Source organism: Pseudomonas sp. NFACC14 (assembly GCF_900106885.1).
GTDB classification, from domain to species: domain Bacteria; phylum Pseudomonadota; class Gammaproteobacteria; order Pseudomonadales; family Pseudomonadaceae; genus Aquipseudomonas; species Aquipseudomonas fluorescens_AA.
On sequence record NZ_FNOA01000024.1, the window covers coordinates 67,855 to 92,527 of the forward strand.

General features: G+C 63.0%; 20 protein-coding genes. 14 read left to right on the plus strand and 6 right to left on the minus strand.

Annotated features, from left to right (window positions below):
• Positions 1-364: 364 nt before the first annotated feature.
• From BLU85_RS25745 to BLU85_RS25805, 13 genes are all read left to right on the plus strand, one after another.
• Positions 365-1,153: a YfaP family protein gene (locus tag BLU85_RS25745; protein ID WP_092204496.1), complete on the plus strand. Its 789-nt coding sequence runs from the start codon at positions 365-367 to the stop codon at positions 1,151-1,153.
• Between the two features lie 35 nt (positions 1,154-1,188).
• Positions 1,189-2,898: a DUF2138 domain-containing protein gene (locus BLU85_RS25750; protein ID WP_092204497.1), complete on the plus strand. Its 1,710-nt coding sequence runs from the start codon at positions 1,189-1,191 to the stop codon at positions 2,896-2,898.
• A complete protein-coding gene (locus BLU85_RS25755; RefSeq protein ID WP_060740429.1) occupies positions 2,883-3,542 on the plus strand; it encodes a DUF1175 domain-containing protein in 660 nt (219 codons plus the stop codon). The genes BLU85_RS25750 and BLU85_RS25755 overlap by 16 nt, the downstream gene beginning before the upstream one ends.
• Positions 3,539-8,107 (plus strand): alpha-2-macroglobulin family protein, encoded by a 4,569-nt coding sequence (locus BLU85_RS25760; protein ID WP_092204498.1) that lies wholly within the window; start codon positions 3,539-3,541, stop codon positions 8,105-8,107. Before BLU85_RS25755 ends, BLU85_RS25760 begins: the two co-directional genes overlap by 4 nt.
• Before the next feature lies 1 nt (position 8,108).
• Positions 8,109-9,728, plus strand: a complete 1,620-nt coding sequence (locus BLU85_RS25765; protein ID WP_092204499.1) for a DUF2300 domain-containing protein — start codon at positions 8,109-8,111, stop codon at positions 9,726-9,728.
• Positions 9,729-9,731: 3 nt separating this feature from the next.
• Positions 9,732-10,565, plus strand: coding sequence for a YfaP family protein (locus tag BLU85_RS25770; protein WP_092204500.1), 834 nt, complete (start codon positions 9,732-9,734; stop codon positions 10,563-10,565).
• A 374-nt stretch (positions 10,566-10,939) separates the two neighbouring features.
• Positions 10,940-11,521, plus strand: a complete 582-nt coding sequence (locus BLU85_RS25775; protein WP_003205989.1) for a YjfI family protein — start codon at positions 10,940-10,942, stop codon at positions 11,519-11,521.
• 22 nt (positions 11,522-11,543) lie between these two features.
• Positions 11,544-12,242, plus strand: coding sequence for a PspA/IM30 family protein (locus tag BLU85_RS25780; RefSeq protein ID WP_003185899.1), 699 nt, complete (start codon positions 11,544-11,546; stop codon positions 12,240-12,242).
• Between the two features lie 287 nt (positions 12,243-12,529).
• On the plus strand, positions 12,530-13,564 hold the full coding sequence (locus BLU85_RS25785; RefSeq protein WP_092204501.1) for an ion channel: 1,035 nt from the start codon (positions 12,530-12,532) through the stop codon (positions 13,562-13,564).
• Positions 13,551-14,213 carry a DUF2491 family protein gene (locus tag BLU85_RS25790; RefSeq protein ID WP_092204502.1) on the plus strand — a complete coding sequence of 221 codons (663 nt, stop codon included), beginning with the start codon at positions 13,551-13,553 and terminating at the stop codon, positions 14,211-14,213. Before BLU85_RS25785 ends, BLU85_RS25790 begins: the two co-directional genes overlap by 14 nt.
• 15 nt (positions 14,214-14,228) lie before the next feature.
• Positions 14,229-14,657 carry a DUF350 domain-containing protein gene (locus BLU85_RS25795; RefSeq protein ID WP_025215702.1) on the plus strand — a complete coding sequence of 143 codons (429 nt, stop codon included), beginning with the start codon at positions 14,229-14,231 and terminating at the stop codon, positions 14,655-14,657.
• A 19-nt stretch (positions 14,658-14,676) separates the two neighbouring features.
• Positions 14,677-15,378 carry a DUF1190 domain-containing protein gene (locus BLU85_RS25800; protein WP_092204503.1) on the plus strand — a complete coding sequence of 234 codons (702 nt, stop codon included), beginning with the start codon at positions 14,677-14,679 and terminating at the stop codon, positions 15,376-15,378.
• Positions 15,379-15,390: 12 nt separating this feature from the next.
• Positions 15,391-16,548 carry a glutathionylspermidine synthase family protein gene (locus BLU85_RS25805; RefSeq protein WP_092204504.1) on the plus strand — a complete coding sequence of 386 codons (1,158 nt, stop codon included), beginning with the start codon at positions 15,391-15,393 and terminating at the stop codon, positions 16,546-16,548.
• A 137-nt stretch (positions 16,549-16,685) separates the two neighbouring features.
• On the opposite strand, the gene BLU85_RS25810 is transcribed toward BLU85_RS25805, so the two are convergent.
• The 6 genes from BLU85_RS25810 to BLU85_RS25835 all read right to left on the minus strand — a co-directional run bounded on the left by BLU85_RS25810 (position 16,686) and on the right by BLU85_RS25835 (position 22,520).
• On the minus strand, positions 16,686-17,618 hold the full coding sequence (locus BLU85_RS25810) for a phosphatidate cytidylyltransferase (protein WP_092204505.1): 933 nt from the start codon (positions 17,616-17,618) through the stop codon (positions 16,686-16,688).
• A 1-nt stretch (position 17,619) separates the two neighbouring features.
• On the minus strand, positions 17,620-18,240 hold the full coding sequence (locus BLU85_RS25815) for a lysophospholipid acyltransferase family protein (protein WP_092204506.1): 621 nt from the start codon (positions 18,238-18,240) through the stop codon (positions 17,620-17,622).
• 99 nt (positions 18,241-18,339) lie between these two features.
• Entirely contained in the window at positions 18,340-18,795 is a 456-nt protein-coding gene (locus BLU85_RS25820; protein WP_092204507.1) for a hypothetical protein, read from the minus strand.
• Complete coding sequence (locus BLU85_RS25825) at positions 18,785-20,128, minus strand: phosphatase PAP2/dual specificity phosphatase family protein (RefSeq protein ID WP_092204508.1); 1,344 nt, start codon at positions 20,126-20,128, stop codon at positions 18,785-18,787. Before BLU85_RS25825 ends, BLU85_RS25820 begins: the two co-directional genes overlap by 11 nt.
• A complete protein-coding gene (locus BLU85_RS25830; RefSeq protein WP_092204509.1) occupies positions 20,128-21,885 on the minus strand; it encodes a bifunctional alpha/beta hydrolase/class I SAM-dependent methyltransferase in 1,758 nt (585 codons plus the stop codon). Before BLU85_RS25830 ends, BLU85_RS25825 begins: the two co-directional genes overlap by 1 nt.
• An 11-nt stretch (positions 21,886-21,896) precedes the next feature.
• A complete protein-coding gene (locus BLU85_RS25835; protein WP_092204510.1) occupies positions 21,897-22,520 on the minus strand; it encodes a CDP-alcohol phosphatidyltransferase family protein in 624 nt (207 codons plus the stop codon).
• Positions 22,521-23,158: 638 nt separating this feature from the next.
• On the opposite strand from BLU85_RS25835, the gene BLU85_RS25840 reads away from it, so the two are divergent.
• Positions 23,159-24,673: DUF6531 domain-containing protein (locus BLU85_RS25840; protein WP_256573227.1), on the plus strand; the 1,515-nt coding region annotated here is incomplete at its 3' end.

Consider the following 24,673-nt stretch of genomic DNA (forward strand, 5'->3'; position numbering starts at 1 on the left):
GGAGCTTGCTCCCGCTCGACTGCGCAGCAGTCGCAATCCGGTTCAAGCCCGGCAGGTAGGGGCCGCTTCGCAGCCCAGCGGGAGCAAGCTCCCTCGCCACGGGTTTGCCTCCGAAATAAACGTCAGTTTCCGTATTCGGCTCATTTGGTGAGCCGAATAACGGCTCTATTCGGCTCACGCACCTCTCAGTACGTGATTTCCCACACAGAATCGCGCGTTCCCCGATTGTGGAAAATCCGCCGAATAGCTACTCTTCGCGCCATCTACGGCCCCTTGTAGCGGGGCCTCCAGACGAAACCCGAATAATGACAAACAGCGCCCGGGGAAGGGCGCCGGGTTGCGTCGTGCATGGCAGGAGGCATACGTGCGTTTTCTTTCTTTATTGATCGTGTTGCTCGGTGCGCCGTTGGCGTGGGCCGAGCCTTCGGCCGAGCTGTCGGAGCCGGTCGGGGGCTGGCGCTACAGTGGCCTGCTCGATCGCACGGAAAACCCCCAGGTCGCCTATCCCACACCGCCCATCGACCGGGGCGTGCAGCGCAACCGCACGATGATCGAGGGCCGGATCAAGGACATGGGCACGGCGCGCCAGCCCCATAGCCTGGCGGTCAACGGCAATCCACTGAATCTCTATACCGACGACGAGGGGCGTTTCGCCCGGCCGTATGCGTTCGGCGCCGGTTCCAACAGCGTCGAGGTGCGCAGTTCCGAAGGCCGCTCCCTCAAGCGCGTGCAATTCTATGAAGCCAACAACCTGCGCACCCCGGCACAGATCCGCGTGGTGCTGGGCTGGGACGATCCCCAGGCCGAACTCGATCTGCATATCGTCACACCCGACGGCCAACATGCGTTCTTCGGCCAGCCGGCGCTGAGCAACGGCGGCGGTCTCGACCCGGATGGCGTCGACGGCCCCGGCCCTGAAATGTTCACCATGACCGCGCCGATGCACGGCACCTACCTGGTCTACGTGAACTATTGGGGCAACTACGGCAGCGAAGGCTACAACTTTGATGAGGCCAGCAACCAGAACGAGGTGATCACCTCGCAGATCAACCTGGTGCTCAACGAAAACACCGTCAATGAAAAACGCGAGACCTTTGTCGTGCCCCTGCGCGCCATTGGCGATCTGTTGCTGGTCAAGACTTTCAACTACTAAGTATCCGCTCCACGGATGAACAGGCCCTTGTGAATATGAGCGACAACACTGCTTCCCCGACCACGCCGACCCCTGTCGCCAAACCTGTGCGCCGCTGGCCGGCGATACTGATCGGGCTGTGCCTGGTAGCGGGTGTGGCCGCCGGGTTGGGCTGGTTCATGACCAAGCCCAAGGCGCCGCCCATGGAGTTGGCGTTGGAAAAACTCGGCCTGAGCCGCCCCGACGGCTTGCTCGAGGCGCATTCCCTGAGCCAGTTGCCCAAGGACCTGTTGGCGGTGCCGTTCCTCAAGGCCACGCTCACCGAGGACTTCGTCTTCTATTACGAGGCCCACGCCGACCGCCTCGGGCTGATCGGAAGCCTGCGCCGGATCATCTACGAGCACGACCTCAAGCTGCAGGACAGCCTGATCGAAGAGCTTTTCGACCAACCGGCCGATGTCGCGTTGTGGCGCGGTGCGGACGGTCGCCTCAAGGATTTCCTGCTGGTGATGGATCGCGGCGGCCTGGCGAAGGTGCTGGAGCCGTTGGCGAAAGTCGCACTGGATGACGCGCAACTGAGCAAGCTCAGCGACCTGAAGGTCGGCGGTGACGACGTTGCGCTCTACCAGCTCAGCTATAACGCCAGCAAATCCCTGCTCTTCGCCTCCCATGGCGACAAGCTGGTCGTGCTGTCCAACCCGACCAAGCTGTACGATCCGGCCAGCGGCACCGCGGTTGAACCGGGCAGCGTTTCGACGACCGCCCTGGCCGCCTTGCTCAACGGCGACAAACTGTTCCCCGAAGCCTTCGGCCTGCCGCCCAAGGCGCCGGAGGTCAAGCAACGCATCTCGGTCAACGCCAGCGTGCTCGCCATGGGCTACCAGCGTTTCATCCCGAACTTCGCCGGTTTGCGTTTCGACATGGACGACAAGGGCTGGCACAGCTTCCTGGCCATGGACGAGCTGGAAAACCAGCCGGACTTCGACTTCAAGCCGATCTGGCAAGCCATGCCCATGGGCGCCAGCGCCTGCGTGGCCTTGCCCCTGGCGGCCGAGCAACAGAAACCGTTGCTGGTCAAACTCGGCGCCGACGAAAAAGCCGCCCAGGCCATGGTCGACCATGTGGCCGGCGCCGCAGGCCTGTGCTGGTACGCCGATTCACGCCTGTACACGCCGCTGTTGGTGGCGAGCCTGAATGAAGACGATGGCAAGCTCGATGCCGACCTGGGCAACCTGTTCGGTTCGATGGTCGGCGCCTACGAAAACAATGTCGCCGAACATGCCTTCCCGGTCGTCGAGAAACAACAAGGCTCGACGCACCAATGGCTGCGTCAGGTCAGCTCCAATTTCGGCCCTTACCTGGCCAAGGAAGCGGAGCAGCCCGAGGCGATTACCGGCAAGGCGTTCCTGCGGGTCAGCCTGGCACGCCACGGTTCGACCTTGCTGTTCTCCCTCGATGACAAACTCGTGGACAAGGCCCTGGGCACCCTCGACAAACGCTTCCCGCCCATGGCCGACGTCGTGCCCAAGGACCTGCTGATGCCGGTCTACTTCGGCCCGGATTCCATGGCGCAACTGATGCAGCGTGAAACCCTCGACAGCTTGCCCCAGGACATGGAGCCGGTGTTCTACAACGCCGCGCAAACCTACCTGATCCCGAAACTGCGCACCCTAGGCGGCTATGGCAAATACGCGCTGACCTTGCCTGCGGGCAGCGAACCGGATGGTCACTGGCAGTGGCTGCCGCTGGAATGGAAAGCGCTGTGACAGCACTGATCCGCAACCCCGCGTTGACGTTGCTGCTGGCGTTGCTGCTCGGCGGGCCGGCGCTTGCCGTCGAGGCGCCGGCGCTGGATGTGCAGCAATCCCAGGTCTTTCGCGCCTGGTTCGTGCGCATCGCCCAGGAGCAGCTGAGCCGAGGCCCGAGCCCGCGCTGGTATCAGCAGGACTGCGCCGGGCTGGTGCGTTTCGCCGCCAACGAAGCGCTCAAGGTCCACGATGAAAAATGGCTGCGCAGCAATGGCCTGTCCAATCGCTACCTGCCGCCGGAACTGCCGCTCAGCGATGCGCAACGGCGCCTCGCCCAGCAATGGCAGCAGGGCGGCGGCAAGGTCGGGCCCTACGTCAACGCCATCAAGCTGATCCAGTTCAACAGTCGCCTGGTGGGCCGCGATGTCGCCCAGGCCCGGCCCGGCGACCTGATGTTCTTCGACCAGGGCGACGACCAGCACCTGATGATCTGGATGGGCCGCTACATCGCCTATCACACCGGCACCACAACCCCTACCGACAACGGCATGCGCTCCGCAAGCCTGCAACAACTCATGAACTGGAAGGACACCCGATGGATACCCGACGCAGCCAACCCCAACTTCATCGGCGTCTATCGACTCAACTTTCTCTCCCAATGACCGGTGCCCGCATGCTGCGCTTGTGTTCAAAATTGCCCCTGCTGTTCGCCCTGTTGCTGGCACCTGTCGTGAATGCCGAAGACACGGTGGAGCCCAGCGGCTACACGCCGGTGGCCGGTGAAAGTTTCTTCCTGCTGGCCGACAGCAGCTTCGCCAGCGACGAACAGGCCATGGTTCGCCTCGAAGCGCCGGGCCGCGACTACCGTCGGTTCCGCATGGAGCCCTACGGCGGCGCCGACATCCGCGTCTATCGCATCGACAAGCCGCTGGACTTCCTCAAGCGCCAGAAGAACCTGCACCGCGTGGTCAGCGACGGCCAGTTCAAGGGTGAAGGCCTGTCGAACACCCTCGCGTACCTGTGGGACAACTGGTACCGCAAGTCCCGTCGGGTGATGCAGCGGGCGTTCTCCTACGAGTCCCGCCAGCAAGTCACCGAAGAAGTGCCGGAATTGAAGATTGGCGACGCCCTGGTCGCGCCGACGCCGTATGAAGCGCCGGCACAATTCGCCTTGATCCCGGGCTTGCCGGTGGTCAGCCAGTTCCGTTATCCACTGTGGCAGGCCAAGCCGATCCAGCCGCCAGCCGGGGTCAACCTGGCCGGTTCGTCCAGTGAGTTCGTCAGCGTCGCGCCGGGCAACGTCTATGTGCCGCTGGGCCAGTTGAAGCCAGGCCTGTACCTGGTGGAAGCGCTGATCGGCAAATACCGCGCGACCACCATGGTCTTCGTCTCCAACACCGTGGCCGTGAGCAAGATTGCTGGCGACGAATTGCTGGTCTGGGCCGCACGCAAGCATGAAGGGCGTTCGGTGCCCAAGGTCAATGTGCTGTGGACCGACGGCCTGGGCGTGATGAGCAGCGGTGCCACCGATGAAGACGGCCTGCTGCGCCTCAAGCACGTCAGCCCGGAACGTTCGTTCGTCATCGGTGAAGACGAGGAGGGCGGGGTATTCGTCTCGGAAAACTTCTACTACGACAGCGAAATCTACGACACCAAGCTCTATGCCTTCACCGACCGGCCGCTGTACCGGCCGGGGGATTGGGTGTCGCTGAAAATCGTTGGCCGTGAGTTCAAGAACGCCCGTGATTCGGTACAGCCGACCGCCGCCGACGTGAATGTCAGCGTGCTGGACGCCACCGGCACCGCGTTGCAAACCCTGGCCCTGAAGCTGGACGCCAAGGCCGGCACCCAAGGCCGTTTCCAACTGCCGGAAAACGCCGTGGCCGGCGGTTATGAACTGCGCTTCAGCTACAAGGACCAGCTCTACAGCAGCGCCTTTCGCGTGGCCGAATACATCAAGCCGCACTTCGAGATCGCCCTGAACCTGGCCAAGCAGGATTACCGGACCGGCGAGCCGGTCAAGGGCAATCTGGTGCTGCTGTACCCGGACGGCAAACCCGTGGTGAATGCCAAGGTGAGCCTGAGCCTGCGGGCCCAGCAACTGTCGATGGTGGATAACGAGCTGCAATACCTGGGGCAATTCCCGGTGGAGCTGACCAGCAGCGAAGTGACCACCGATGGCAAGGGTAACGCGACCCTCGACCTGCCGGCCGCCGACAAGCCGAGCCGCTACACCCTCACGGTGTTCGCCAGCGATGGGGCGGCGTATCGGGTCAAGACCACCAAGGAAATCCTCATCGACCGTGGCGCGGCGAACTTCCGCCTGAGTGCTCCCCAGCGGTTCAGCGCCGTCGGCCAGAAAGTGGCGTTCAGCTACGCCAACGAAGGCGGCAACGAGCAAGCCAAGGCCGTGACACCCGGCAGCTACGCCTGGGTGCGCCTGGAAGACCAGAGCACCGGCGAAGGCAAGCTGGCGGCCAAGGACAAGGGCTTCAGCCTGACCTTCGAACGCCCGGGCACCTACAACCTGACGCTCAAGGACGACCATGGCCGGGTCATCGGCGCCGCCGCCCATGCGGTGACCGGTGAAGGCGTCAAGGCCGTGCCGGGCACGGTCGAGATCGTCTTCGACAAACCTGAATACAAGACCGGTGACGAAGCGCTGGCGCTGATCACCTTCCCGGAGCCGGTCAGCGATGCGTTGCTGTCGCTGGAGCGGGACAAGGTCGAGGCCACGGCGCTGCTGTCCAAGGGCGGCGACTGGCTGAAGATGGAAAAACTCAGCGACACCCAATACCGCGCGCGCATTGCCGTGAAGGATCACTTTGCGCCCAACCTGACCTTCTCGGTGCTGTACACCAAGGGCGGCCAGTACAGCTTCCAGAACGCCGGCATCAAGGTGGTCACGCCGCAGATCGACGTTGCCGTCGTCACCGACAAGGCGACTTACCGCCCCGGCGACACGGTGACCGTGGACCTGAGCACCCAGTTCGCCGGCAAGGCGATTCCGGCGCACCTGACGGTCAGCGTGGTGGACGAAATGGTCTACGCCCTGCAACCGGAAGTCGCGCCCACCATCGACCAGTTCTTCTATCACCCGCGCCGTAACAACGTGCGCACCAGTGCCAGCCTGTCGTTCATCAGCTACGACGTGGCACTGCCAGGCAGCCCCGGTGCGCCGGGCAAGGCCAACCGCAGCGAACGTGGGGTCAAGGTGCTGGAGCGGCCGCGGCGTGAAGACGTCGACACCGCCGCGTGGCAACCGGAGCTGGTCACCGACGCCAACGGCAAGGCGCGCTTCACCTTCAAGATGCCGGACTCCCTGACCCGCTGGCGCATCACGGCCAAGGCGATCGCGGACGACGGCCAGGTGGGGCAGAAGAAGCAGTTCATCGCCTCGGAAAAACCGCTGTACCTGAAGTGGAGCGGCCCGACCCGTTTCCGCACGGGCGACAAGCCGCAACTGGGCCTGTTCGCGTTCAGCCAAGCGGAAAAACCGCTGAAGGCCGAACTGCTGATCCGTTACGCCGGCGCTGAACAGCGTGTGGCGGCGGAGCTGAAAAACGGCATCAACTACGTGGCGCTGCCGGCCATGGAGCTGAGCAGTGGTGACCTGAGCGTGCAGTTGCAGTTGAACGGCGAAACCCAGGACGCCCTGGCCATGCACTTGAACGCCATTGGCAACGGCTGGCAAGTCACCCAGAGCCAGCGCGTTGACGTGTTGGGCGCCGACACCCCGCTGACCCTGCCGGCCGACGCCAGCGATATTCGCCTGCGCCTGGATGACAGCCCGCAAGCGTTGTTCCGTTCGGCCCTGGACGACCTGCTGAGCTACCCGTACGGAGGCGTCGAGCAGACCGCCAGCCGTCTGTTGCCGTTGAGCATCGCCTATCCGACCCTGGCGTCGAACCCGCAGATCCGCGACCGCTTGCGGTTGATCATGCAAAACAGTCGCTTGCGCCTGGTGCAGATGGCCGGACCGTCGGCGAGCTTCACCTGGTGGGGCCAGGACGGCGAGCCGGATGCCTTCCTCACCGCCTATGCCTATTACGCCGACTGGCACGCCAGCCAGGCCCTGGCCCTGAGCCTGCCGCCGGAACACTGGCAGCGGGTGCTGGAGGTCTATGCCAAGCAGGCCGGTGATACGCCGCTGCTGCAACGGGCATTGATCCTGTCGTTCGCCAAGCAGATGCAACTGCCGGTGAATACCTTGCTCAGCGGCCTGATGGACGATCTGGCGAAGGCCAGTGAAGACAGTACCGAGAGCGTACTGGACAGCGGTGAAGACAGCCTGGTCATGTACGCGCCGGACTCGGCCCTTGGCCTGGCCAGCGCCCGTGTCCTGACCGCGTCCCTGGCGAAACAGGCCAAGGTGCCGTTGCCGGCGGCCTTCAGCCGTCAAGCCGATGCGGCGCAACAGCAGCTGGAACTGAGCTCCCAGCCGTTCGTCGAGGCCTTGGTGTTGTCGTTGCAGACCTTCGACCAGGCCCGCGCCAGTGCGTTGCTGCAACGGGTGCTGCCGCAGCAGTCCACCCTGGAACGGGCCCTGACCCTGACCTGGTTGCAGCGCAGCATCGAACAGGCAGCGCCGGACCCGGCCCTGGCACCGAGCGAAGGCTGGGCAGCCAAGCAGGGTGCGAGCGGTGAAACCTACTGGCAGTGGCAGGGCACGCAGCCTCCAACGATGCTGACCCTGACCAGCACCCAGGCGCGTCCGGTGCAAGCGGCACTGAGCTTCCAGAGCCAGCAACCGCCGGTAGCGCCAATGGCGGTGTCCATCACCCGGCGTCTGTCGCGCCTGGTACCGGGGGATGAGGCCTTCACCTTCAAGCTCGAAGCCATGGGCAACAAACCGTTGTCCAGCGACAGCCTCTACCTGGATGAAGTGATCATCAACAGCAAGGCCTCGACGCCACTGCGCTACGGCATGCTCGAAGTGCCGCTGCCGCCGGGTGCCGATGTGGAGCGCACCACGTGGGGCATCCAGTTGATGGGCAAGGCCGACAGCGAACCGACGTCCCTGGAAAAGGCCCGCTTCGAGCCTGGCCAGATGGCGTACGCGGTACCGGTGGACGCCCTCAGTGGCGAGCTGCGCCTGCGGCACTTGGTGCGTTTCTCCCAGAAGGGCCAGTTCACCTTGCCACCGGTGCGCTTCACCCAGGTCTACGCGCCGCAGAATCAGGCTCGTGAACAGAAACCGGCGCTTGGTCAGGTCACGGTCAACTGACATGCGCAGGCGGTGGGTTGGGTGGTTGTTGTGCTTGATCCCTGCGCTGGCAACGGCGCAGGACGAGCCGTTGCGCCTGGCCTTCGACGGTCAATTGCTGCGAGTGAGCCAAGCCCAGGTGCTGGATCGCCAGCCGCTGCCCGCTTCCTTGCAGGCACCACTGGGCAGTCTGTGGAAACTGTTTGTCTACGCCTGGTTGGTGGACACCGACGCTCGCGAGCCGGTCTATGAGTGCCGCGGCGAGTCGAAGGAAGAGGTTTATTGCTGCAATGCCGGGCAGAGCATCGGTCGCGATCAGGCGCTGGTGAAGTCCTGTGGTTTGTATTTCGAGCCGCAGCGGCTCGGGCTGTCGGCTTCGAACTGGCGCGATTACTGGCAGGCTCGCCAGGCGCCGGCCTGGTTGTCGGACCTGCCGGCCTTGCAGCCCCAGACGCAGGTGCCGGTCGCGGAACTGCTCAAGGCCCTGGCCATGCTGCCGGCCCAGGACCAGGCCCGTCGGGTGCTGCTGGATGTGGTGCTCGGCGCGGCGGACGGGCGGCTGGTCGGCGAGTTGGGCAGTCGCCTGCGGGTCAAGACCTGGAGTTGGCTGGGGGAGCAGGGGCCATCCTCCCGACAAGGCGGTTTCGCCGGTTGGCTGGCCGACGGCACCCCGGTGTGGGCCGGGGGCCGTGGCACCAGCCAGCAAGTCCTGAAGGTCTACGGCGAAGGTTTGGCGGCGGCATTGCCGTCCCGCTGGCCGGCGGAAACCGGGCGTTGCGTGGAAGTCGGCCTGTTCGCCCGCTATCCCTGGCAGCGGGTGATGGCCGGTGACCGGCCTGCCGCGCCGGGTCAATTGCGCGGGGATTACCGCGTCGAATTCACCAACGGCAACCAATTGGACATCCACAGCGATGGCGAGCTGTTCCTGATGCCCGGCAAGCTGGTGGCGCGCCTGGACCGGGAGGAATACGTCGCCCGGGTGCTGCAGCGCGAAGCCAAGGCCGAGCCCGCCGAAGCCGCCAAGGCACTGGCCGTGGCGATCCGCACCTATCTGCTGCAGAACGCCCAACGCAACGGTGATTGCTTGAGCATCGACGACAGCAGCCATCGCCAGCGCGTCGCGCCACGCCCGGCGGCGCCTGAAGCCCGCGCCATTGCCGCCTGGACCAGCGACCTGGTCCTGGCCGGCACCGACGTTACCTACCACTCCGACCAGCCCGGCCCGGACAAACTGTCCTGGGCGCAAGCCGTGGAACAAGCCAACGCCGGCCAACGCTACGACGCCATCCTGCTGCACGCCTACCCGCGTGCCAGCCTCAGTCGCTGGGACAATCCGGTGGCGTCCTGCGAGGCGCTGCCCGCCGCCCAGGACTGGCTGCTCAAGCAGCGCCGGGGCTGGCGTGAGCGGCTGGAAGGTGAAGTGGGCTACAACGAAATCAGCGCTTTCGCCGTCTGCCGCGTTGCCTTTGGCCGGCCTTATGTCGACCGCGAGCGCCAGCGTATCTATGTGCGCGGCGTGCTGTCGCTGCAAGACCGTCTCGACCTGACCCATGAATATCTGCACCTGGCCTTCGAAGCTCACCCCAACGGCCAGGACGAAACCTATATCGAAGGGCTCGCCCGTCACCTCTTGCTGGAATAGACCATGACACTCCGTTATCCACAGGTCTTGCTGTTGCTCTGCGCCCTGACCGCGTTGCCACCGGCCATGGCCGCTGACGCTATCAAGCTAGACACCCCCATTGGCGGCTGGCGCAGCGGGGCGCCGGGCGGTGAAGGCGAAAGCTTCAGCCAGACCGTCAACTACCCGGCCTCGTCGGTCAACACCCCCCCAGGCCAGGCCAATACCGCCCGCATTACCGGGCAGATCAAAAGCGCGCCCAAGGACAGCAATGCGCCGGGCCAGTTGATCGTCAACGGCGTCAGCCTGCCGCTGAAGCTGGATGAGGAGGGGCGCTTCGACCGGCCGTTCTCGTTCCCCAACGGCAGCAACAGCGTGGAAGTGCGCAGCGCCGATGGCCAGCAGCGCCACCGCACGCAGTTTCTCAACACCAGCGGCGGTGCCACGCCGGCCAAGCTGCGGGTGTTGCTGACCTGGGACAGTGACGGCACCGACCTGGACCTGCACCTGGTCACCCCCGACGGTGCCCACATCTGGTACGGCGACCGCGTCGCTGCCAACGGCGCCGCCCTCGACGTCGACGTCACCACCGGCTATGGCCCGGAAATCTTCGCCATGCCCGCGCCGATCAAAGGCCAGTACCTGGTGTATGTGAACTACTACGGCGGGGGGTATCGCAGTGAGGAGGACGGCGAAGAGGGTGAGGGCGGTGGGGCGCAAGCGCAACAAGCCCTGACCACCGCACAAGTCACCGTGATCACGGAGGAAGGCACGCCGAACGAGAAGATGGAAACCTTCGTCGTGCCGATGCGGGCGGTGGGCGAGCTGACGCTGGTCAAGAGCTTCAGCTATCCGTAAGCCGCCATCAGCTCCCACAGAGGATCGATGGTGGACGCCTGATCTGTGAACGCTCAAAAAACTGTGGGAGCCGAGCTTGCTCGCGATGGCGTCGGTAAATCCAGCCTCTCTGCAAACTGATATACCGCTATCGCGAGCAAGCTCGCTCCCACAGGGTTCATCCGTCGTTTGTGACAAATAAAAATCTCACGCGTGAGCTATTGTGGGCTTTTGAAACTACCTGTAGTGTTTCTCACGCGTGAGTTTTTCACAGTGGGGTCAGTACCATGCCAACCAGCGCTCAATCAGATCCGCCTGACGGGTCTGTGACCGATTCAGCGAGCCGCACGGAAGAGCGCGCCAAACCCTCCGCGAAAAAACCGTCGAGCTTCTACATGAAGCAGATGCGTGCGGGCCTGAGTGCCGCCGGGTATGTGAAACACGAGACTTGGGTGCTTCCCGAAAACCGAAGCCTGCTCAAGCAGATGGAGAAACAGCTACGCCAACCGATTCTGGCTGGCTCATTCATGTCGGAGGATTACATGAGCGCAGGTAATAACTGGAACATCGATCGCCTCTACAGCGCCCTTCAGGCCCTGGACGAAGTGGTCGCGAACGACATCACTCTCTCCCTCGTCCAAGGCTCCGAGTCCAGCATCAAGCTGGAAATGAATGACTTCGGTGGCTTGCCGATCTACATCGCAGTCGTGGGCGACCAGATCATCGTCGATACCGTCCTGGTGGATGTCGAGTCGATCAGCGACGTGGCGGCCTTCAACGACGCCGTGTTGCGCAGCCGGGAAATGTTCCCGCTGTCGTCCATCGGCATCGAGACCATGCCCAACGGACAGGTCGTCTACAACATGTTCGGCGCGCTGAGCTCCGACTCCAGCCTGACCAACGTCGTCACCGAGGTCAAAACCCTCGTCGACAACGTCCAGCGCGCCAGCGAAGCGTTCGAACGCTTCTTCATCTAACTCGCCGAACAGGAATTATCCAATGACTCAGTCCATCTGGAGCAAGTTGTTCACCGCACTGCGTGGCGGTGCCAACGAAGTCGGCGAATCGATCGTCGACCAACAGGCCCTGCGCATCCTCGACCAGGAAATCCGCGATGCCGACAGCGCGCTGGCCAATGCCAAGCGTGAGCTGGTCACCATCATGGCCAAGCACAAGCTGGCGACCGATCGCGTCGGCGAATACAACGCCAAGATCAAGGACCTGGAAGCCAAGGCCCTGGCCGCGATCCAGGCCAACCGCGAAGACCTGGCGCTGGAAGTGGCCGAAGCCATTTCGACCCTGACCAACGAGCTGGACGCCGAGCAAAAGCACGCCACCGAGTTCGGTGGCTACGCGGACAACATGCGCAAGGACATCACCAAGGCCGAAAGCCGCATCAAGAGCCTGCGTCAGCAAGTGGACATGGCCAAGGCCCGCGAAAGCGTGCAGAAGGCCCAGGTCAGTGCTTCGATCGCCAGCGGCGGCGCCAATGGCAAGCTGGAAACCGCCGTCGGTACGCTCAACCGCCTGCAGGCCAAGCAACAGCAACGTGCCGCTGAACTGCAAGCCCAGGACGAACTGGCCGAAGCTTCGACCGGCTCCGACCTGGAACGCAAGCTGCGCGATGCTGGCATCACGCCGAACGAAGGCAGCGCCAATGCGATTCTGGAACGCCTGAAGAAAAAATCGGCTGAATAATCCGTTCGGGCTGATCAATTCAGGCAGGCTGAGCACAAAACCTGTGGCGAGGGAGCTTGCTCCCGCTGGACTGCGCAGCAGTCCCATTCCTTGGGGCCGCTTCGCGCCCCAGCGGGAGCAAGCGCCCTCGCCACAATAGTGTCCGGCGCTCCTGGATTTAATTGTGACGCAGGTACTTTTATCCAAGCGCCGCAACAGGTTTAATGCTGTCCGGTCACTCCGCTCGGGCATTCACACGCAGAGCGATGATCCCGCCAGGAACGAAGCCCCACGGAGTCAGGGACGAAATGTCGATTTTCCTTTTGTTGCGCTCGTACGCATCGTCCTTCTTCCATCGGTTCGGCTGGGCGGGCCTGGCCATTGCGTTGGGCGTGCACCTGTCCACGGCCTGGATCGGCCTGGTGCTGCTGGGCGAGCAACACCTCATCGCCGCCGCTACGTTTATCTACTTCTATCTCACCACCACGCTTACCGTCGGCTATGGCGACCTGTTGCCACAGACATCCGCCGGGCGAATTTTCGTGGCTATCTGGATCATGCTCGGGGGCATCGCGCTGCTGACGGCAGCCATCGGCAAAACCACCAGCAGTGTCATCGATGTTTGGAGAAAAGGCATGAAGGGCAAAGGCGATTTCACCGGCAAGGTCGGCCACACGGTTCTCATCGGCTGGGAGGGCGCGTCCAGCGAACGGGTCATCGAACTGCTGCTGCAGGACGAAACCTCCAATGACAACCTGATCGTCATCTGCGATTGCGATCTCGAAGAAAACCCCATGCCCGGCAAGACATCCTTCATCAAGGGCGACAGCCTGTCCTCCGTCGCTCTGCTGCAGCGTGCTGGCGTGCCGGGCGCCGAACGCGTGCTGGTGCGCACCCATTCCGACGACCTGACCCTGGCCACCGTACTGGCGGTCAATCAACTGGGGCCTGCCGGGCATGTGGTCGCCCATTTCAATGACAGCGAAATCGCCGCCCTCGCCAGCGCCTATGCCCCGAGCCTGGAATGCACCTCCAGCATGGCCATCGAAATGCTGGTGCGGGCCTCCCAGGACCCGGGCTCGTCAGTGGTCATCAACGAATTGCTCTGTGTGGGCGAAGGCGCCACCCAGTACCTGATGAAACTGCCCGAGGCGTTTGAAGCGACGTTCGGCGAGCTCTACACCCGGATGAAAGAGCAGCATAACGCTACGCTGATCGGCTACCGCGCCCAGGGCGCCCGACACCCAGCGATCAACCCGCCCGGCACCACGCGCGTCGTGGGCGGAGAACTCTTCTACATCGCCTCCACGCGTCTCAAGGAAATTTCCCATGGGGTGGTTTAAACAGTTGATGGGGCTCGAGGCCCCGAATGCGAACACGACAGCCAGCCATGGCGCGCCCGTCACCGGGCCGTTGGGCCTGGCCTCCGGCAAGCAGGTCATGTTCGATGCCACGCTCAAGTTGTTGCTCGACGGCAACAGCACCGTGGTCATCCCCGGTTCCCAGCAGATCTGGAGCCTGGGCATCGTCGACCTCGGGCAATCGAACTGGCTGTCGCGCTGCTACATGAACGACGAAGACTACTGGCTGCAAGTGCACACCAGCGGCGACATCGCCGGGCAGGTCGAGTCGGTGATCCTGTTCAACTACCTCAGCTACGTCACGATCAACAGCGAAGCGGAGTTGCGTCGCCTGGCCGGCCCTGAAAGCCTGATCGGCCTGCCGACCTACACCCACGACGGCGTCGAGTACAGCCGTGAATGGGGCACCGAGGCGGGGCAGACAGAGTTGGTGACGTTGAGCGAGCGCGTGAGCAATCCGGATGAGTCCTACAGTGTCGAGCACCGTTCGATGCTGTACGCCCGCGACACCGGCCTGACCGATCGCCGGGAGTTCCTGCTGTTCTCCGTCGAAGAGGACGCCGAAGGCACCGTCAGCCTGAGCACTTCGCTGGGTATTTCGCTGTACACCACTGACTTGAACACTCTTTGAATAAGGAAGAAGTCCATGCTTGAAGCGCTCTCCATTTCCCTGAACAAGGCCGCCGTGTTCGGCTTCGCCCTGTACATTCTCGGCGCCGCCGTGCTGTTCGCGCTGTTTCAGTTCATCTACATCCATGTCACGCCGCACAAAGAGTTCGAACTGATCCGCTCGGGCAACGTGGCGGCGGCGATCGCCCTGAGCGGTGCCCTCATTGGTTTCGCCATCCCGGCCAGCAACGTGATTGCCTACTCGATCAGCATGCTGGATTTCGTCGTCTGGACGGTGATCGCCGCGGTCGTTCAGTTGTTGGCGTTCCTGGTGACCAGCCTGGTGCTCAAGGGCGCCTCCGAGCGCATCAAGAAGGGTGAAATCGCCGCCGGTATCTACATCGCCGCCGTGGCCATCAGCGTCGGCCTGTTGAACGCCGCGTGCATGACGCCTTCCACGAACTGATTGCGCCACGGAGAACCCGATGAAACGAAGCAAGTACGTCCAGCTTTCGCTGGCCGCGTCGGTCGCCCTGGCGATCTCCGGCTGCGGGCCAACGGAAAAAACCTACAAGCTGCAGAAGAAGTACAATTTCCAGTCCGTCCAGCAATGTGTCGATGAAAAGCTGCCGGTGGACATTTGCGCCGACGCCTACATGACCGCCATGAGCGAGCACCGTCGCATCGCGCCGACGTACGCCAGCCAGGCCGATTGCGATGCCGACTTCGTGCCCGATTGGTGCCAGCAGGACTCGACCGGCCAGTTCATTCCCAAGTTGGGTGGTTTCGAACTGAGCGCCGATGGCGAAGTCACGCAATCCCAGGTCGACGCCGCCCGGGCCCAATTGCCGGCTTCGGAAGCGAACAGCGGTGGTTCGGGCTTCAGCAACCTGCTGACCGGGCTGCTGATCGGCAACATGCTCAGCGGCAACCGCAACAGCTATTACTCCGAGCCGGTTTACCGTTACCGCGATGATCGCGGCGACTACGGCTCCTCGACGCTCAGCCAGCGGGTTTCCAGTGGTTCGACCTTTACCAAGTCCAACCAGGCGCGCTACGGCAGCTACACCGACACCATCAAGAGCAGCAAGGCGATGTCGGTCGCTTCGTCCACGTCTCGCGGCGGCTTCGGCAGCAAGTCCAGTGCCCGCAGCGGTTGGGGCGGTTCGAGCAGCTCCGGCGGTTGAGGAACCAGCGCCATGAAGAAGATCCATTGCGCAGAGCGTCCTGACTGGAAGCAGACCGCCGAGCGGCTCGGCTTTCTGTTCCACACCATCGACGACGAACCCTATTGGGACGAAAGCGCGTACTACCAGTTCACCCTCAAGCAGATCGAGGACGACCTGGAAGACCCGACCACCGAGATCCATGACATGTGCATGGACCTCGTGGCACGCGTGGTCCAGAGCGAAGAGTTGCTGGAGCGCCTGAGCATTCCCGCGCCGTTCTTCGACCTGGTGCGCACTTCATGGCTTGAAGGCCACCCGCACCTGTATGGGCGCATGGATTTCTCCTACAACGGCAGCGGCCCGGCCAAGCTGTTGGAGCTCAACTACGACACACCGACCAGCCTCTACGAAGCGGCGGCGTTCCAGTGGGGCTGGTTGGAGCAATGCATCGAGCGCGGCACGCTGCCGGCCCATGCCGACCAGTTCAACAGCATCGACACCAAGCTGCACCAGGCCTTCGCTCAGTTGCAGCTCACCCAGCCGTTCTATTTCGCCTCGATGAAAGGCTCGGTGGAAGACAAGGGCACCACGGATTACTTGCGCCTGATCGCGGAAAAAGTCGGCATTGAATCGCGGCACATCGATATCGAAGACATCGGCCTCAACAGTGACGGGCGTTTTGTCGACCTGGAAGAGCGCTGGATCCCGCACCTGTTCAAGCTGCATGCCTGGGAGTTCATCTTCCACGAGCCTTTTGGTGCGGCGATTGCCCAGTGTGATACGCAGTTTTTCGAGCCGGCCTGGAAGTCGATCATCTCGAACAAAGGCATCCTGCCGCTGCTGTGGGAATTCAACAAAGGCCACCCGAACCTGCTCGCGGCTCACCTGGATACCGACACCAGCAAAGCCGTGCCCAAGGGCTGGGTGCGCAAGCCGTTCTTTTCCCGGGAAGGCGCCAACATCGAGTTGCAGACCGCTGATGGCTTGATTGTAAAAGAAGACGGCCCCTACACCGACGCGCCGTTCATCCTCCAGGAATTCGCGCCGCTGCCGAAGTTTGACGACAGCTACACCCTGATCGGCTCCTGGGTCATTGGCGACCAGGCGGCCGGCATTGGCGTGCGGGAAGACAACAGCCTGATCACCAAGGATTCCAGCCGGTTCCTGCCGCACCTGATCCTCGACTGATAGCCCTGCACACCAACCCCCTGTGGGAGCGAGCTTGCTCGCGATGGCGGTGGATCAGCCGACATGGATGTTGACTGACCTGACGCTATCGCGAGCAAGCTCGCTCCCACAGGTTCAGGTGTTTGCCGCGGGCTTTTTCAGGTCCACCAGTACCGCACCAGGTGGAAGAAGATCGGCGCGGCGAAGCAGACCGAGTCCAGGCGGTCGAGCATGCCGCCGTGGCCTTCGATCATGTGACCCCAGTCCTTGACGCCGCGGTCGCGTTTGATCGCCGACATGACGATGCCGCCGGCAAAGCCCAGCAGGTTGATCAGCAAGGCGATGAGGAATGACTGCCACGGGTTGAACGGCGTGATCCACCACAGCGCGCCACCGATCAGCGAGGCCAGGAAAATGCCGCCGGCAAACCCCTCCACGGTTTTCGAGGGCGACAGGTTCGGCGCGATCTTGTGTTTGCCGAACAGCTTGCCGCACACGTACTGCAACACGTCCGAGAGCTGCACCACGATCACCAGGTAGGCGATCAGCAACAGGTTGCGCCCTTCGAAACCAGCGATGTCCAGCGTCAGCAGGGCCGGGACGAAGGAGATGCAGAACACCGCGATCATCAAGCCCCACTGGACCTTCGACGCGCGTTCGAGGAAGTGTGTGCTATCGCCGCCCAGGGACGCCAGGATCGGCAGCAGCAGGAACACATACACCGGGATGAAGATCGAAAACAGCCCGTACCAGTCGTAGTAGATCAACAGGTATTGCAGCGGCAGCGCCAGGTAGAACGCCGCCACCAGGGCCGGGTAGTCACTGCGCCGGGTCGGTGTCAGGGTCAGGAATTCCCGCAGGGCGTAGAACGACACCGCGTAGAACAACAGGATCACTGCGGCGTTGCCGAGCCAGAACGCGATACCGATCACCAGCACCATGATCCACCAGGCATTGATCCGGGCGTTGAGGTTATCGATCACCGAGTTCGGCGCGCCGCGGGTTTTCAGCCTGAGAATGAAACCGATCAACGAAGCCAGCACCAGGATGGCGCCGATCCCGCCAAACAACATCAGGGTATATCGATCCATGTCAGACGTGCTCCGGGGCCAGTGCCAGCAGCGCGGCGCGGCTGCGTTCAAGGAATTGCTCTTTGCTTTCGCCTTCTTCGATGCACAGCGGCGCGCCGAAACTGGTGGTGCACAACAGCGGCAGCGGCAGCACACGGCCCTTGGGCATGACGCGGTTGAGGTTGGCGATCCACACCGGGATCACCTCCACCTCGGGGTGATTTTTCATCAAGTGATAGATCCCGCTCTTGAAGGGCAACAGGCCTTCCTCCGGATTACGCGTGCCTTCCGGGAAGATGATCAGCGAATCGCCGTTTTCCAGCGCATCGAGCATCGGCTGCAATGGGCTGTAGGAGGGATCCTTGCGCTCGCGGTCCACCAGCACGCCGTTGAATACCCGGTTGATGATGTAGCGACGCACCGGGCTGGTTTGCCAATAGTCGGCCCCGGCCACCGGGCGGGTGAGCTTGCGCAGCGCCGGCGGCAGCGAGGCCCAGAGCAACACGAAGTCACCGTGGCTGCTGTGGTTGGCGAAGTAGATCCGTTGCACCGACGTCGGCGCGCAGCCGAGCCACAGGCTGCGCGCGCCCGTGACCATGCGGGCGGCGGAGGTGATGAGGTTGGCGACCACGGGTTCGAACATGAAGATTCCTTGTCCTGAGAAGTTCGGGTAGTGACGCAATCTTTAACAGCTGACCATTAACTGTGGCGAGGGAGCTTGTTCCCTCGCCACAAAAACTATCTAGATACTTGAAGCCAACCAGGGACTGGCCAGGATGAAGCCCAGCACCAGGACGACTTGTACGGCCAATAAGCGTGACTGTCGACGCAGCAACAACAATGCGCCATGCCGGCGTTCGGTCCAGAGGCGACCGGCACGTGCGGCCGGTTGCAGGCCCAGGGAGATGAGGGCTTGATCCAAGGTATAGGTGCGCTCGGCCAGGGACTGGGTGCTGTCAGCCATGCGCTGGAACAGATCGGCGTCAAACGCCACGCGCAGCGCCCAGTATTTTTCCAGCACGCCGAGCACCAGTAGCGCCACACTCAACAGCAGCAACCACGGATCGATGACGCCCACCAGCCACTGCCCCAACCCCAGCAGCGCCCCAAGCAGCGTCAGCCCGGTGGACAGCTGGTCCAGCGAATGACCCCGGCGCAACAGGCTCGCCACGGTGTGGAGCTCCATGTCACTGATCATGGACGTGCCCCCGTGCTATGGATAATTGCTCCAGCGCCCGACGGTGCGCCGCCTGTAACACAATACGCGGTCGGGCGCGCTGGATTTGCACGATCGCCGCATCGACGTTCGCCGCCCGGCCGCTGTGCAGCAGCCAGGCCACCACCGCCGTGGCGCTGCGCGAATAACCCAAGGCGCAGCAGACCAGCACCGGCCCGTGCTGGCGCAGGCTTTCGATGGCTTCTGCCGCGTTCAGGCATTGTTCGGCGGTCGGCGCTGTCAGGTCGAGCACCGGCAATGAGCGATAGGCGACGCCCGTGCTGTCCATGGACAGTTCCGCGCAGAGGTCGAGCACGCCGGTAAACGCACTGTCCTTCAATTCCATCGGCGTGGGGATTCGCCCGAGCCAGACGTTATCCGCCACTTGGTTCGGTTGCGGATGCTTGCGCGTCCAGCCGCGAGAATTGATCCACGCCGCCGCCAGATAAGGCGCCAGCAACCAGCGCGCTGCCGGACTCAAGCGACCATCGGCACGCTTCTGGAAACCGTCGGCACCGAATACCAGGTAATTCAGCGCCACCATGAGCACCGCGACCGCCGGCCAGATCAGCCAGAGCCACGCGCCGCCCAAGGCAAACGCCGGAATAAACAACACCGCCGCGCCCAGGCCATAACGCAAGGCCAGGCGTCGGCAAGCAGGATCCGCCGCCAGCCGCGCACTCAGCAGCGGGCTGGGTCGATCCAGCGGCCACAACCACACGCACAGCCAACCGGCCAACGCGCCCGTAGGCAGGTCAATGAAGTGATGTTGATACGTGGTCAGCACCGACACGCCGATCAACGCGAACCAACCGTGCATCACCCAACGCCAGACCCCCTGCAAATGCCGCTGATAGCAGACCCAAAGGATGACCAGCAACGCAATATGCAGCGACGGCGCCTGGTTGAACGGCTTGTCGAAACCCGCCAGCACCTCGAACAACCAACCGAACACGCCATCCATCGCTGGCCGGGGGAAGGTGAAGCGCAACGGCCAGAGCAGGAAACAACTGACCGCAATCACCTGGGCCGTGAGCAGGCGCAAGGCATGGCGCTTGAGTTCGTCGCGGCTGCTGGGCAGCAACAGGGACAGGCCGTACAACAGATCGATCGACCAGTAAGGCACGATGGTCCAGGCCATGAACGGCATGTGGCTTTCCCAGGCGAACACCAGCGTGCCGACGTCGTCACGCTGGGAGGTGACCCAGGTGGCGAAGCCGTAGGTGGTGAAGAACAGCGGCGCCAACAACAGCAGCCACAGCACCGCCGGTTTCAGCAGTGCGGGTTCGCGGGCCGGAGCGATGACGGCGCTCATTACTGCACTCGCTGCGCCAGCGAAACGCTGAAAATGCCCCATTCATCGACACGCAGGGTGATCTTGCGGAAGCCCGCCGCCTCAACCAATTGGTCCATTTCCGCCTGGGTGCGTCGACGCATCACCCAGGCCTGACCGGCACGGTGGCTGGTGAGGGCGCGGGCGATCAGTTCCAGTTGCGGGTGCCACGGCTGGCCGGTGTAGACCAGGAAACCGCCAGGCTCCACGGCTTCGGCCAGGCCCGCGAGGGAGCCGCCGACCAGTTGGTTGTCGGCGAACAGCTCGTACAGGCCCGACACCACGGCGAGGGTCGGCTTGGGCTCCAGCGCCGCCAGGTCCTGGCGGTCGAAGGCATCGCCTTTGACGAATCGAGCGATATCGCCCAGGCCTTTTTCAACGATCAGCGCACTGCCATCGCGCACGTTGATGTCGCTGTAGTCGCGCAGCAGGATCGACTCGGGCAACGGGCTGACGCCTTGCAGGGCTTCGAGAATGTAGCGGCCATGGCCGGCGGCGATGTCGACGATGCGCACCTCGCGGTCCTGGGCGCGCAACTCGGCCATCGCCAGGCGCAGCAGTTCCTCGACGTTCAGCTTGCGCTGGCGGATGCCGCGCCAGCCGATGGAGTTCAGGTAGTTCTGGTCGATCATCTTGCCCAGCGCCGAGGTACCGGTGGGGCGGTTGCGGTAGACGTAATCCAGGGTACTGCCGGAGTCGAACCCGGTGTCGAAGCCCAGCTTGACCCCGGCCGACAACTTGCTGCCAAAGCGCATGCTGGCACGGGTCATGCGCCAGTAGAGGTCGCGTAGCGAGTTGTGGGGCAGCGGCGTGGCCAGGGTTTCGGCTTCGGCGCAGGTCGCGCCCAGGCGATCGGCGTCCAGCAGGCAAGGGCGGTCCAGCGGTCGGGCGAAGTTTTGCAGGATGAAGCGGCGTGCACTGGCAACGGCGGGCGCACGGTTCTTCTCGCCGAGGGTGTCGTGGAAGAAGCCCGGCAGGATGTGCTTTTCCTTGTGCAGGCTGCCCAGGCGCTCGAAGAATTGCTCCTGGGGTTTGCGGTGTACCACGAAGTCCGAGCCGGAGATCAACAACTGTGTCGGCACCTGGATCGCCTGGGCATCGGCCACCACGCGGTCGGCGGCTTCGTACAGGCCCAGCAGCACGTTCACCGAAATGGCCTTGGTGATCAACGGATCGCTGTCGTAGGACGCCACCCGCTCCGGGTCATGGCTGAGGAATTTCGCCTTGACGTAGCTGTTGACGAAGAAGTTGCCACGGAACTTGCGCATCAGCGCCAGGCCCGGACGGGCGAACGGCACGTAGAGCTTGACCTTGAACGCCGGCGACGCCAGCACCAGCGAGCGAATGCGCGGCGCGTAGTCGTGGACCCAGGTGGACACGATCACCGCGCCGACGCTTTGTGCGACCACGGCGATGTTCGCTTCGTCGATCTGATGCGCCGTGCCGATGTGATCGCAGAACGTCTGCACGTCCCGCGCACTGGTGGCGAAGCTCGGGCTGTCGCCCCGTTCGCCCGGCGACTGGCCATGGCCACGGGCGTCCCAGGCAAAGAAGTCGAACCCGGGCAGGTCCAGCTCATCCACCAGGTGCGCGATGCGCCCGGAGTGTTCATGACCACGATGAAACAACAACACGGCCTGGCGGGGTTCACCCGCTGCCGCGTCGACAGCCGGCCAGTGTTGGTAGAACAGGTCCACGCCATCGTGGGTGGTGAATGTCCGGTGTTGGGCTTCGCGCATTGCAAGTTCCTTTATGCTGAGGGAGCGTTTTCCTTCACCTGGTCCAGGCCATGACGCACCCGATTGACCAAGGTATAAACCAGCAGGGCGGCAACCACCGCCATCACACCATTTATCCACAGCGCCCCGAGCCAACCCAGGGCAATACCGGTGGCCAACACGCCAAACACAAAGGCGCGGTCACTCTTGCCCATCGGCCCGTCATACCGCCGCGAAGCCCCCACCATTGCCCCCAGCACGCCGGCGTATTCGCTGAACAGCGCCAACAGCGTGACCAACAATACGAGCAGGAGACTGGTATCGGCAAACAGGGCAAAAGGCAGGATCAGGGCAACGTCGGCGATGATATCGCATAGCTCGTTGAGGTAGGCGCCCAGATGGGATTGTTGGCCAAATTCCCGCGCCAGCATGCCATCCACCGCATTCAATGCCATGCGCAGGAACATCCAGACCGGAACCAGGACGAAAATCCACGGATGGCTGGCGAACCAGGCAATGACCGCCCCCACCAACACCGAGACGATACCCGCGAGCAGGGTGACCTGGTTGGCGGTGACACCGTTGTTGTAGAGGCGTTGAACCATGGGGCGCAGCAGGTTTTGAAAGGCAGGCTTGAGTTGGTAGATGGAGGGCATCGGGGGAAGATCTCGGCCGGTTGCGGGGCGGGGCTTATACAGATGCGAGATTACGATAGGTTGAGGGGTTGCTGGCGGGTATTTCTCGAGAATGCGCGCGGGTAGGCATCTGTTTGCGCATTTATCTGCGTTAGACACTCCGGGAAATTGAAAAAACACAGACCCGTGGCGAGGGAGCTTGCTCCCGCTGGGCTGCGGTAGGAGCTGCCGAAGGCTGCGATCTTTGATCTGATCTTTCGCTTGATACTCAATTGGTTTTGGAAAGATCGCAGCCTCGTTTCACTCGGCAGCTCCTACGGCGCAGCCGAGCGGGAGCAAGCTCCCTCGCCACAATGATTCATACAGTCTTAAGTTAACCAGCGCCTGTGAGAACAGCAGTCCACGCATTCCCGCCCCCACCACAAGTCCCCTGTGGGAGCGAGCTTGCTCGCGATGGCGGTACATCAGACAAAAAGATCTTCAGTCGGCTGGCTATCTGCATGTTCATATCGTGGCATCTATGGTCATCGGCGGGGTTCGCACGCCAAGCGTTCAAATTTAGCGAATCGCCCTACATCCTTTGTCCCCTCCCACTGACTTAATTCCCCTGTCATCCCCGGCAGAGTCTCGCGTTCGTCCCCGCATCGCGAGATTCCTGCATGTTTGCCCCCGACAAGCTCCTGGCCCTGAACAACACCATCGGTTCTTTGGTGGTGGCGGCCATGGACCCCGAGCAGCCGGATGTCGAGGCGGTTTTCCAGGACTTTCGAAACTGCCTGAACGACTACGACGCCTGGGCTGAAAGCTTCTGGGCCGGTTGGGCGCTGGATCTTGAGCAAGTGTTCAAGGTCGGCAACGAGGTGTCCCTGGCGGCGCCGAAGAATCTTGATCAACCCATCAGTGCCACGGTGGCCGCGTGTCCGGCGAGTGGTCCGCTGACGTTGGTGCACATGTTCCAGGCGGCGCGTTTCGTGCCGATTGGCGACACACCGGTGATGCTGGAGCCGGTCATCGATGGCACGCCGGGGAAGGAAATTTTCGGCGAGCCGATCCATCACGTGATCGGCCCCAGCGGCATCCTGGAAGTGCCTGAGTGTTGGCGCGGCCAGCGTTATCGCATCACCTTTTTCCCCCATGTCACGGCCGATCACGTCAAGGCGTTGTACGCGTCTTACCAAGGCGTGATCGACGAACTTGAGGGCTGGCTGAAAGCCGAGTGGGAGCAGTTTCAGTCGCTGTGGGCGGAGTTTTCCGACGCCGGGTTTCTTCAACGCTACGACGTGTTGCAGCAGGCTGATTGGCGCGGTCTCAAAAGCGCCCTGCATCAACTCTGGGACGACGTTAAGCAGGTTTTCGGGCTGCTGGCCGATCTGCAGGCCAACAGCGAAAAACTCTTGGAGTACCTGACTCAAGCCGAGCTTGAACAGCTACTGAAGGCGTCCTCCGAGGCAATTGCCAAAGGGTTGATGGTGTTGAGCGACGAGCCGTTGCTCTTCGTTCACATGGCCGCGTTCACCAGTTGGCTGCGGATGTTGCCGCCTCAGTACGCGGCCGAAGTCGTCGGAGAACTGCGCGCCTCGGTACTGATCAATTTCCTGCTGATGCGTTTGACCGGGGCACTGGGCCTGGGTCTGCGCATGAGCGGTAACGTATTGGGCCGGGTCCGCTCGGAGCGGGCCCGGGAATGGTTGCTGGCGTCGAGCCTGAGGCTGGGCCAACTCACCCCCGACCGGCTCAATCAGCATGCCGATGTGCTCAAACCGTTGGTGGTCAGCCAACGCGCACCTTTAAAACCGACGCCTGTCGGACCCTTGCACATCACCCCGGAACACTCGGCGCCATTGTCTGTGAGCAATCCGGCCGCCGTGGCGCGGGAAAAATCCCAGCCGTCTACCCGCCTGAGCGAACACGAACCCCACGACGACGCCCCGGCCCAATCGAAAAACCCCAACGGCGACAGCGCCGACACCGCGGCCCAGACCCAGACCAGCGGCTGCCCGGTGTCGATGGTCACCGGCGAAGAACTGCTGACCCTGGACGACGGCACCCTCGACGGGCGCTTGCCGTTCGTCTTCACCCGGCTGTACCGCACCAGCGCCGTCGCCCTGGACGTCGGCCTCGGGCGCGGCTGGAGTCATGGCCTGGCCCATCGCCTGGAGCTCAAGGGCGAGCAG

Excerpts from the sequence above, each read along its gene's own strand:
- BLU85_RS25750 (WP_092204497.1), top strand. The coding sequence starts at position 1,189 with ATGAGCGACAACACTGCTTCCCCGACCACGCCGACCCCTGTCGCCAAA.
- BLU85_RS25755 (WP_060740429.1), top strand. The coding sequence starts at position 2,883 with ATGGAAAGCGCTGTGACAGCACTGATCCGCAACCCCGCGTTGACGTTG.
- BLU85_RS25760 (WP_092204498.1), top strand. The coding sequence starts at position 3,539 with ATGACCGGTGCCCGCATGCTGCGCTTGTGTTCAAAATTGCCCCTGCTG.
- BLU85_RS25765 (WP_092204499.1), top strand. The coding sequence starts at position 8,109 with ATGCGCAGGCGGTGGGTTGGGTGGTTGTTGTGCTTGATCCCTGCGCTG.
- BLU85_RS25770 (WP_092204500.1), top strand. The coding sequence starts at position 9,732 with ATGACACTCCGTTATCCACAGGTCTTGCTGTTGCTCTGCGCCCTGACC.
- BLU85_RS25775 (WP_003205989.1), top strand. The coding sequence starts at position 10,940 with ATGAAGCAGATGCGTGCGGGCCTGAGTGCCGCCGGGTATGTGAAACAC.
- BLU85_RS25780 (WP_003185899.1), top strand. The coding sequence starts at position 11,544 with ATGACTCAGTCCATCTGGAGCAAGTTGTTCACCGCACTGCGTGGCGGT.
- BLU85_RS25785 (WP_092204501.1), top strand. The coding sequence starts at position 12,530 with ATGTCGATTTTCCTTTTGTTGCGCTCGTACGCATCGTCCTTCTTCCAT.
- BLU85_RS25790 (WP_092204502.1), top strand. The coding sequence starts at position 13,551 with ATGGGGTGGTTTAAACAGTTGATGGGGCTCGAGGCCCCGAATGCGAAC.
- BLU85_RS25795 (WP_025215702.1), top strand. The coding sequence starts at position 14,229 with ATGCTTGAAGCGCTCTCCATTTCCCTGAACAAGGCCGCCGTGTTCGGC.
- BLU85_RS25800 (WP_092204503.1), top strand. The coding sequence starts at position 14,677 with ATGAAACGAAGCAAGTACGTCCAGCTTTCGCTGGCCGCGTCGGTCGCC.
- BLU85_RS25805 (WP_092204504.1), top strand. The coding sequence starts at position 15,391 with ATGAAGAAGATCCATTGCGCAGAGCGTCCTGACTGGAAGCAGACCGCC.
- BLU85_RS25810 (WP_092204505.1), bottom strand. The coding sequence starts at position 17,618 with ATGGATCGATATACCCTGATGTTGTTTGGCGGGATCGGCGCCATCCTG.
- BLU85_RS25815 (WP_092204506.1), bottom strand. The coding sequence starts at position 18,240 with ATGTTCGAACCCGTGGTCGCCAACCTCATCACCTCCGCCGCCCGCATG.
- BLU85_RS25820 (WP_092204507.1), bottom strand. The coding sequence starts at position 18,795 with ATGATCAGTGACATGGAGCTCCACACCGTGGCGAGCCTGTTGCGCCGG.
- BLU85_RS25825 (WP_092204508.1), bottom strand. The coding sequence starts at position 20,128 with ATGAGCGCCGTCATCGCTCCGGCCCGCGAACCCGCACTGCTGAAACCG.
- BLU85_RS25830 (WP_092204509.1), bottom strand. The coding sequence starts at position 21,885 with ATGCGCGAAGCCCAACACCGGACATTCACCACCCACGATGGCGTGGAC.
- BLU85_RS25835 (WP_092204510.1), bottom strand. The coding sequence starts at position 22,520 with ATGCCCTCCATCTACCAACTCAAGCCTGCCTTTCAAAACCTGCTGCGC.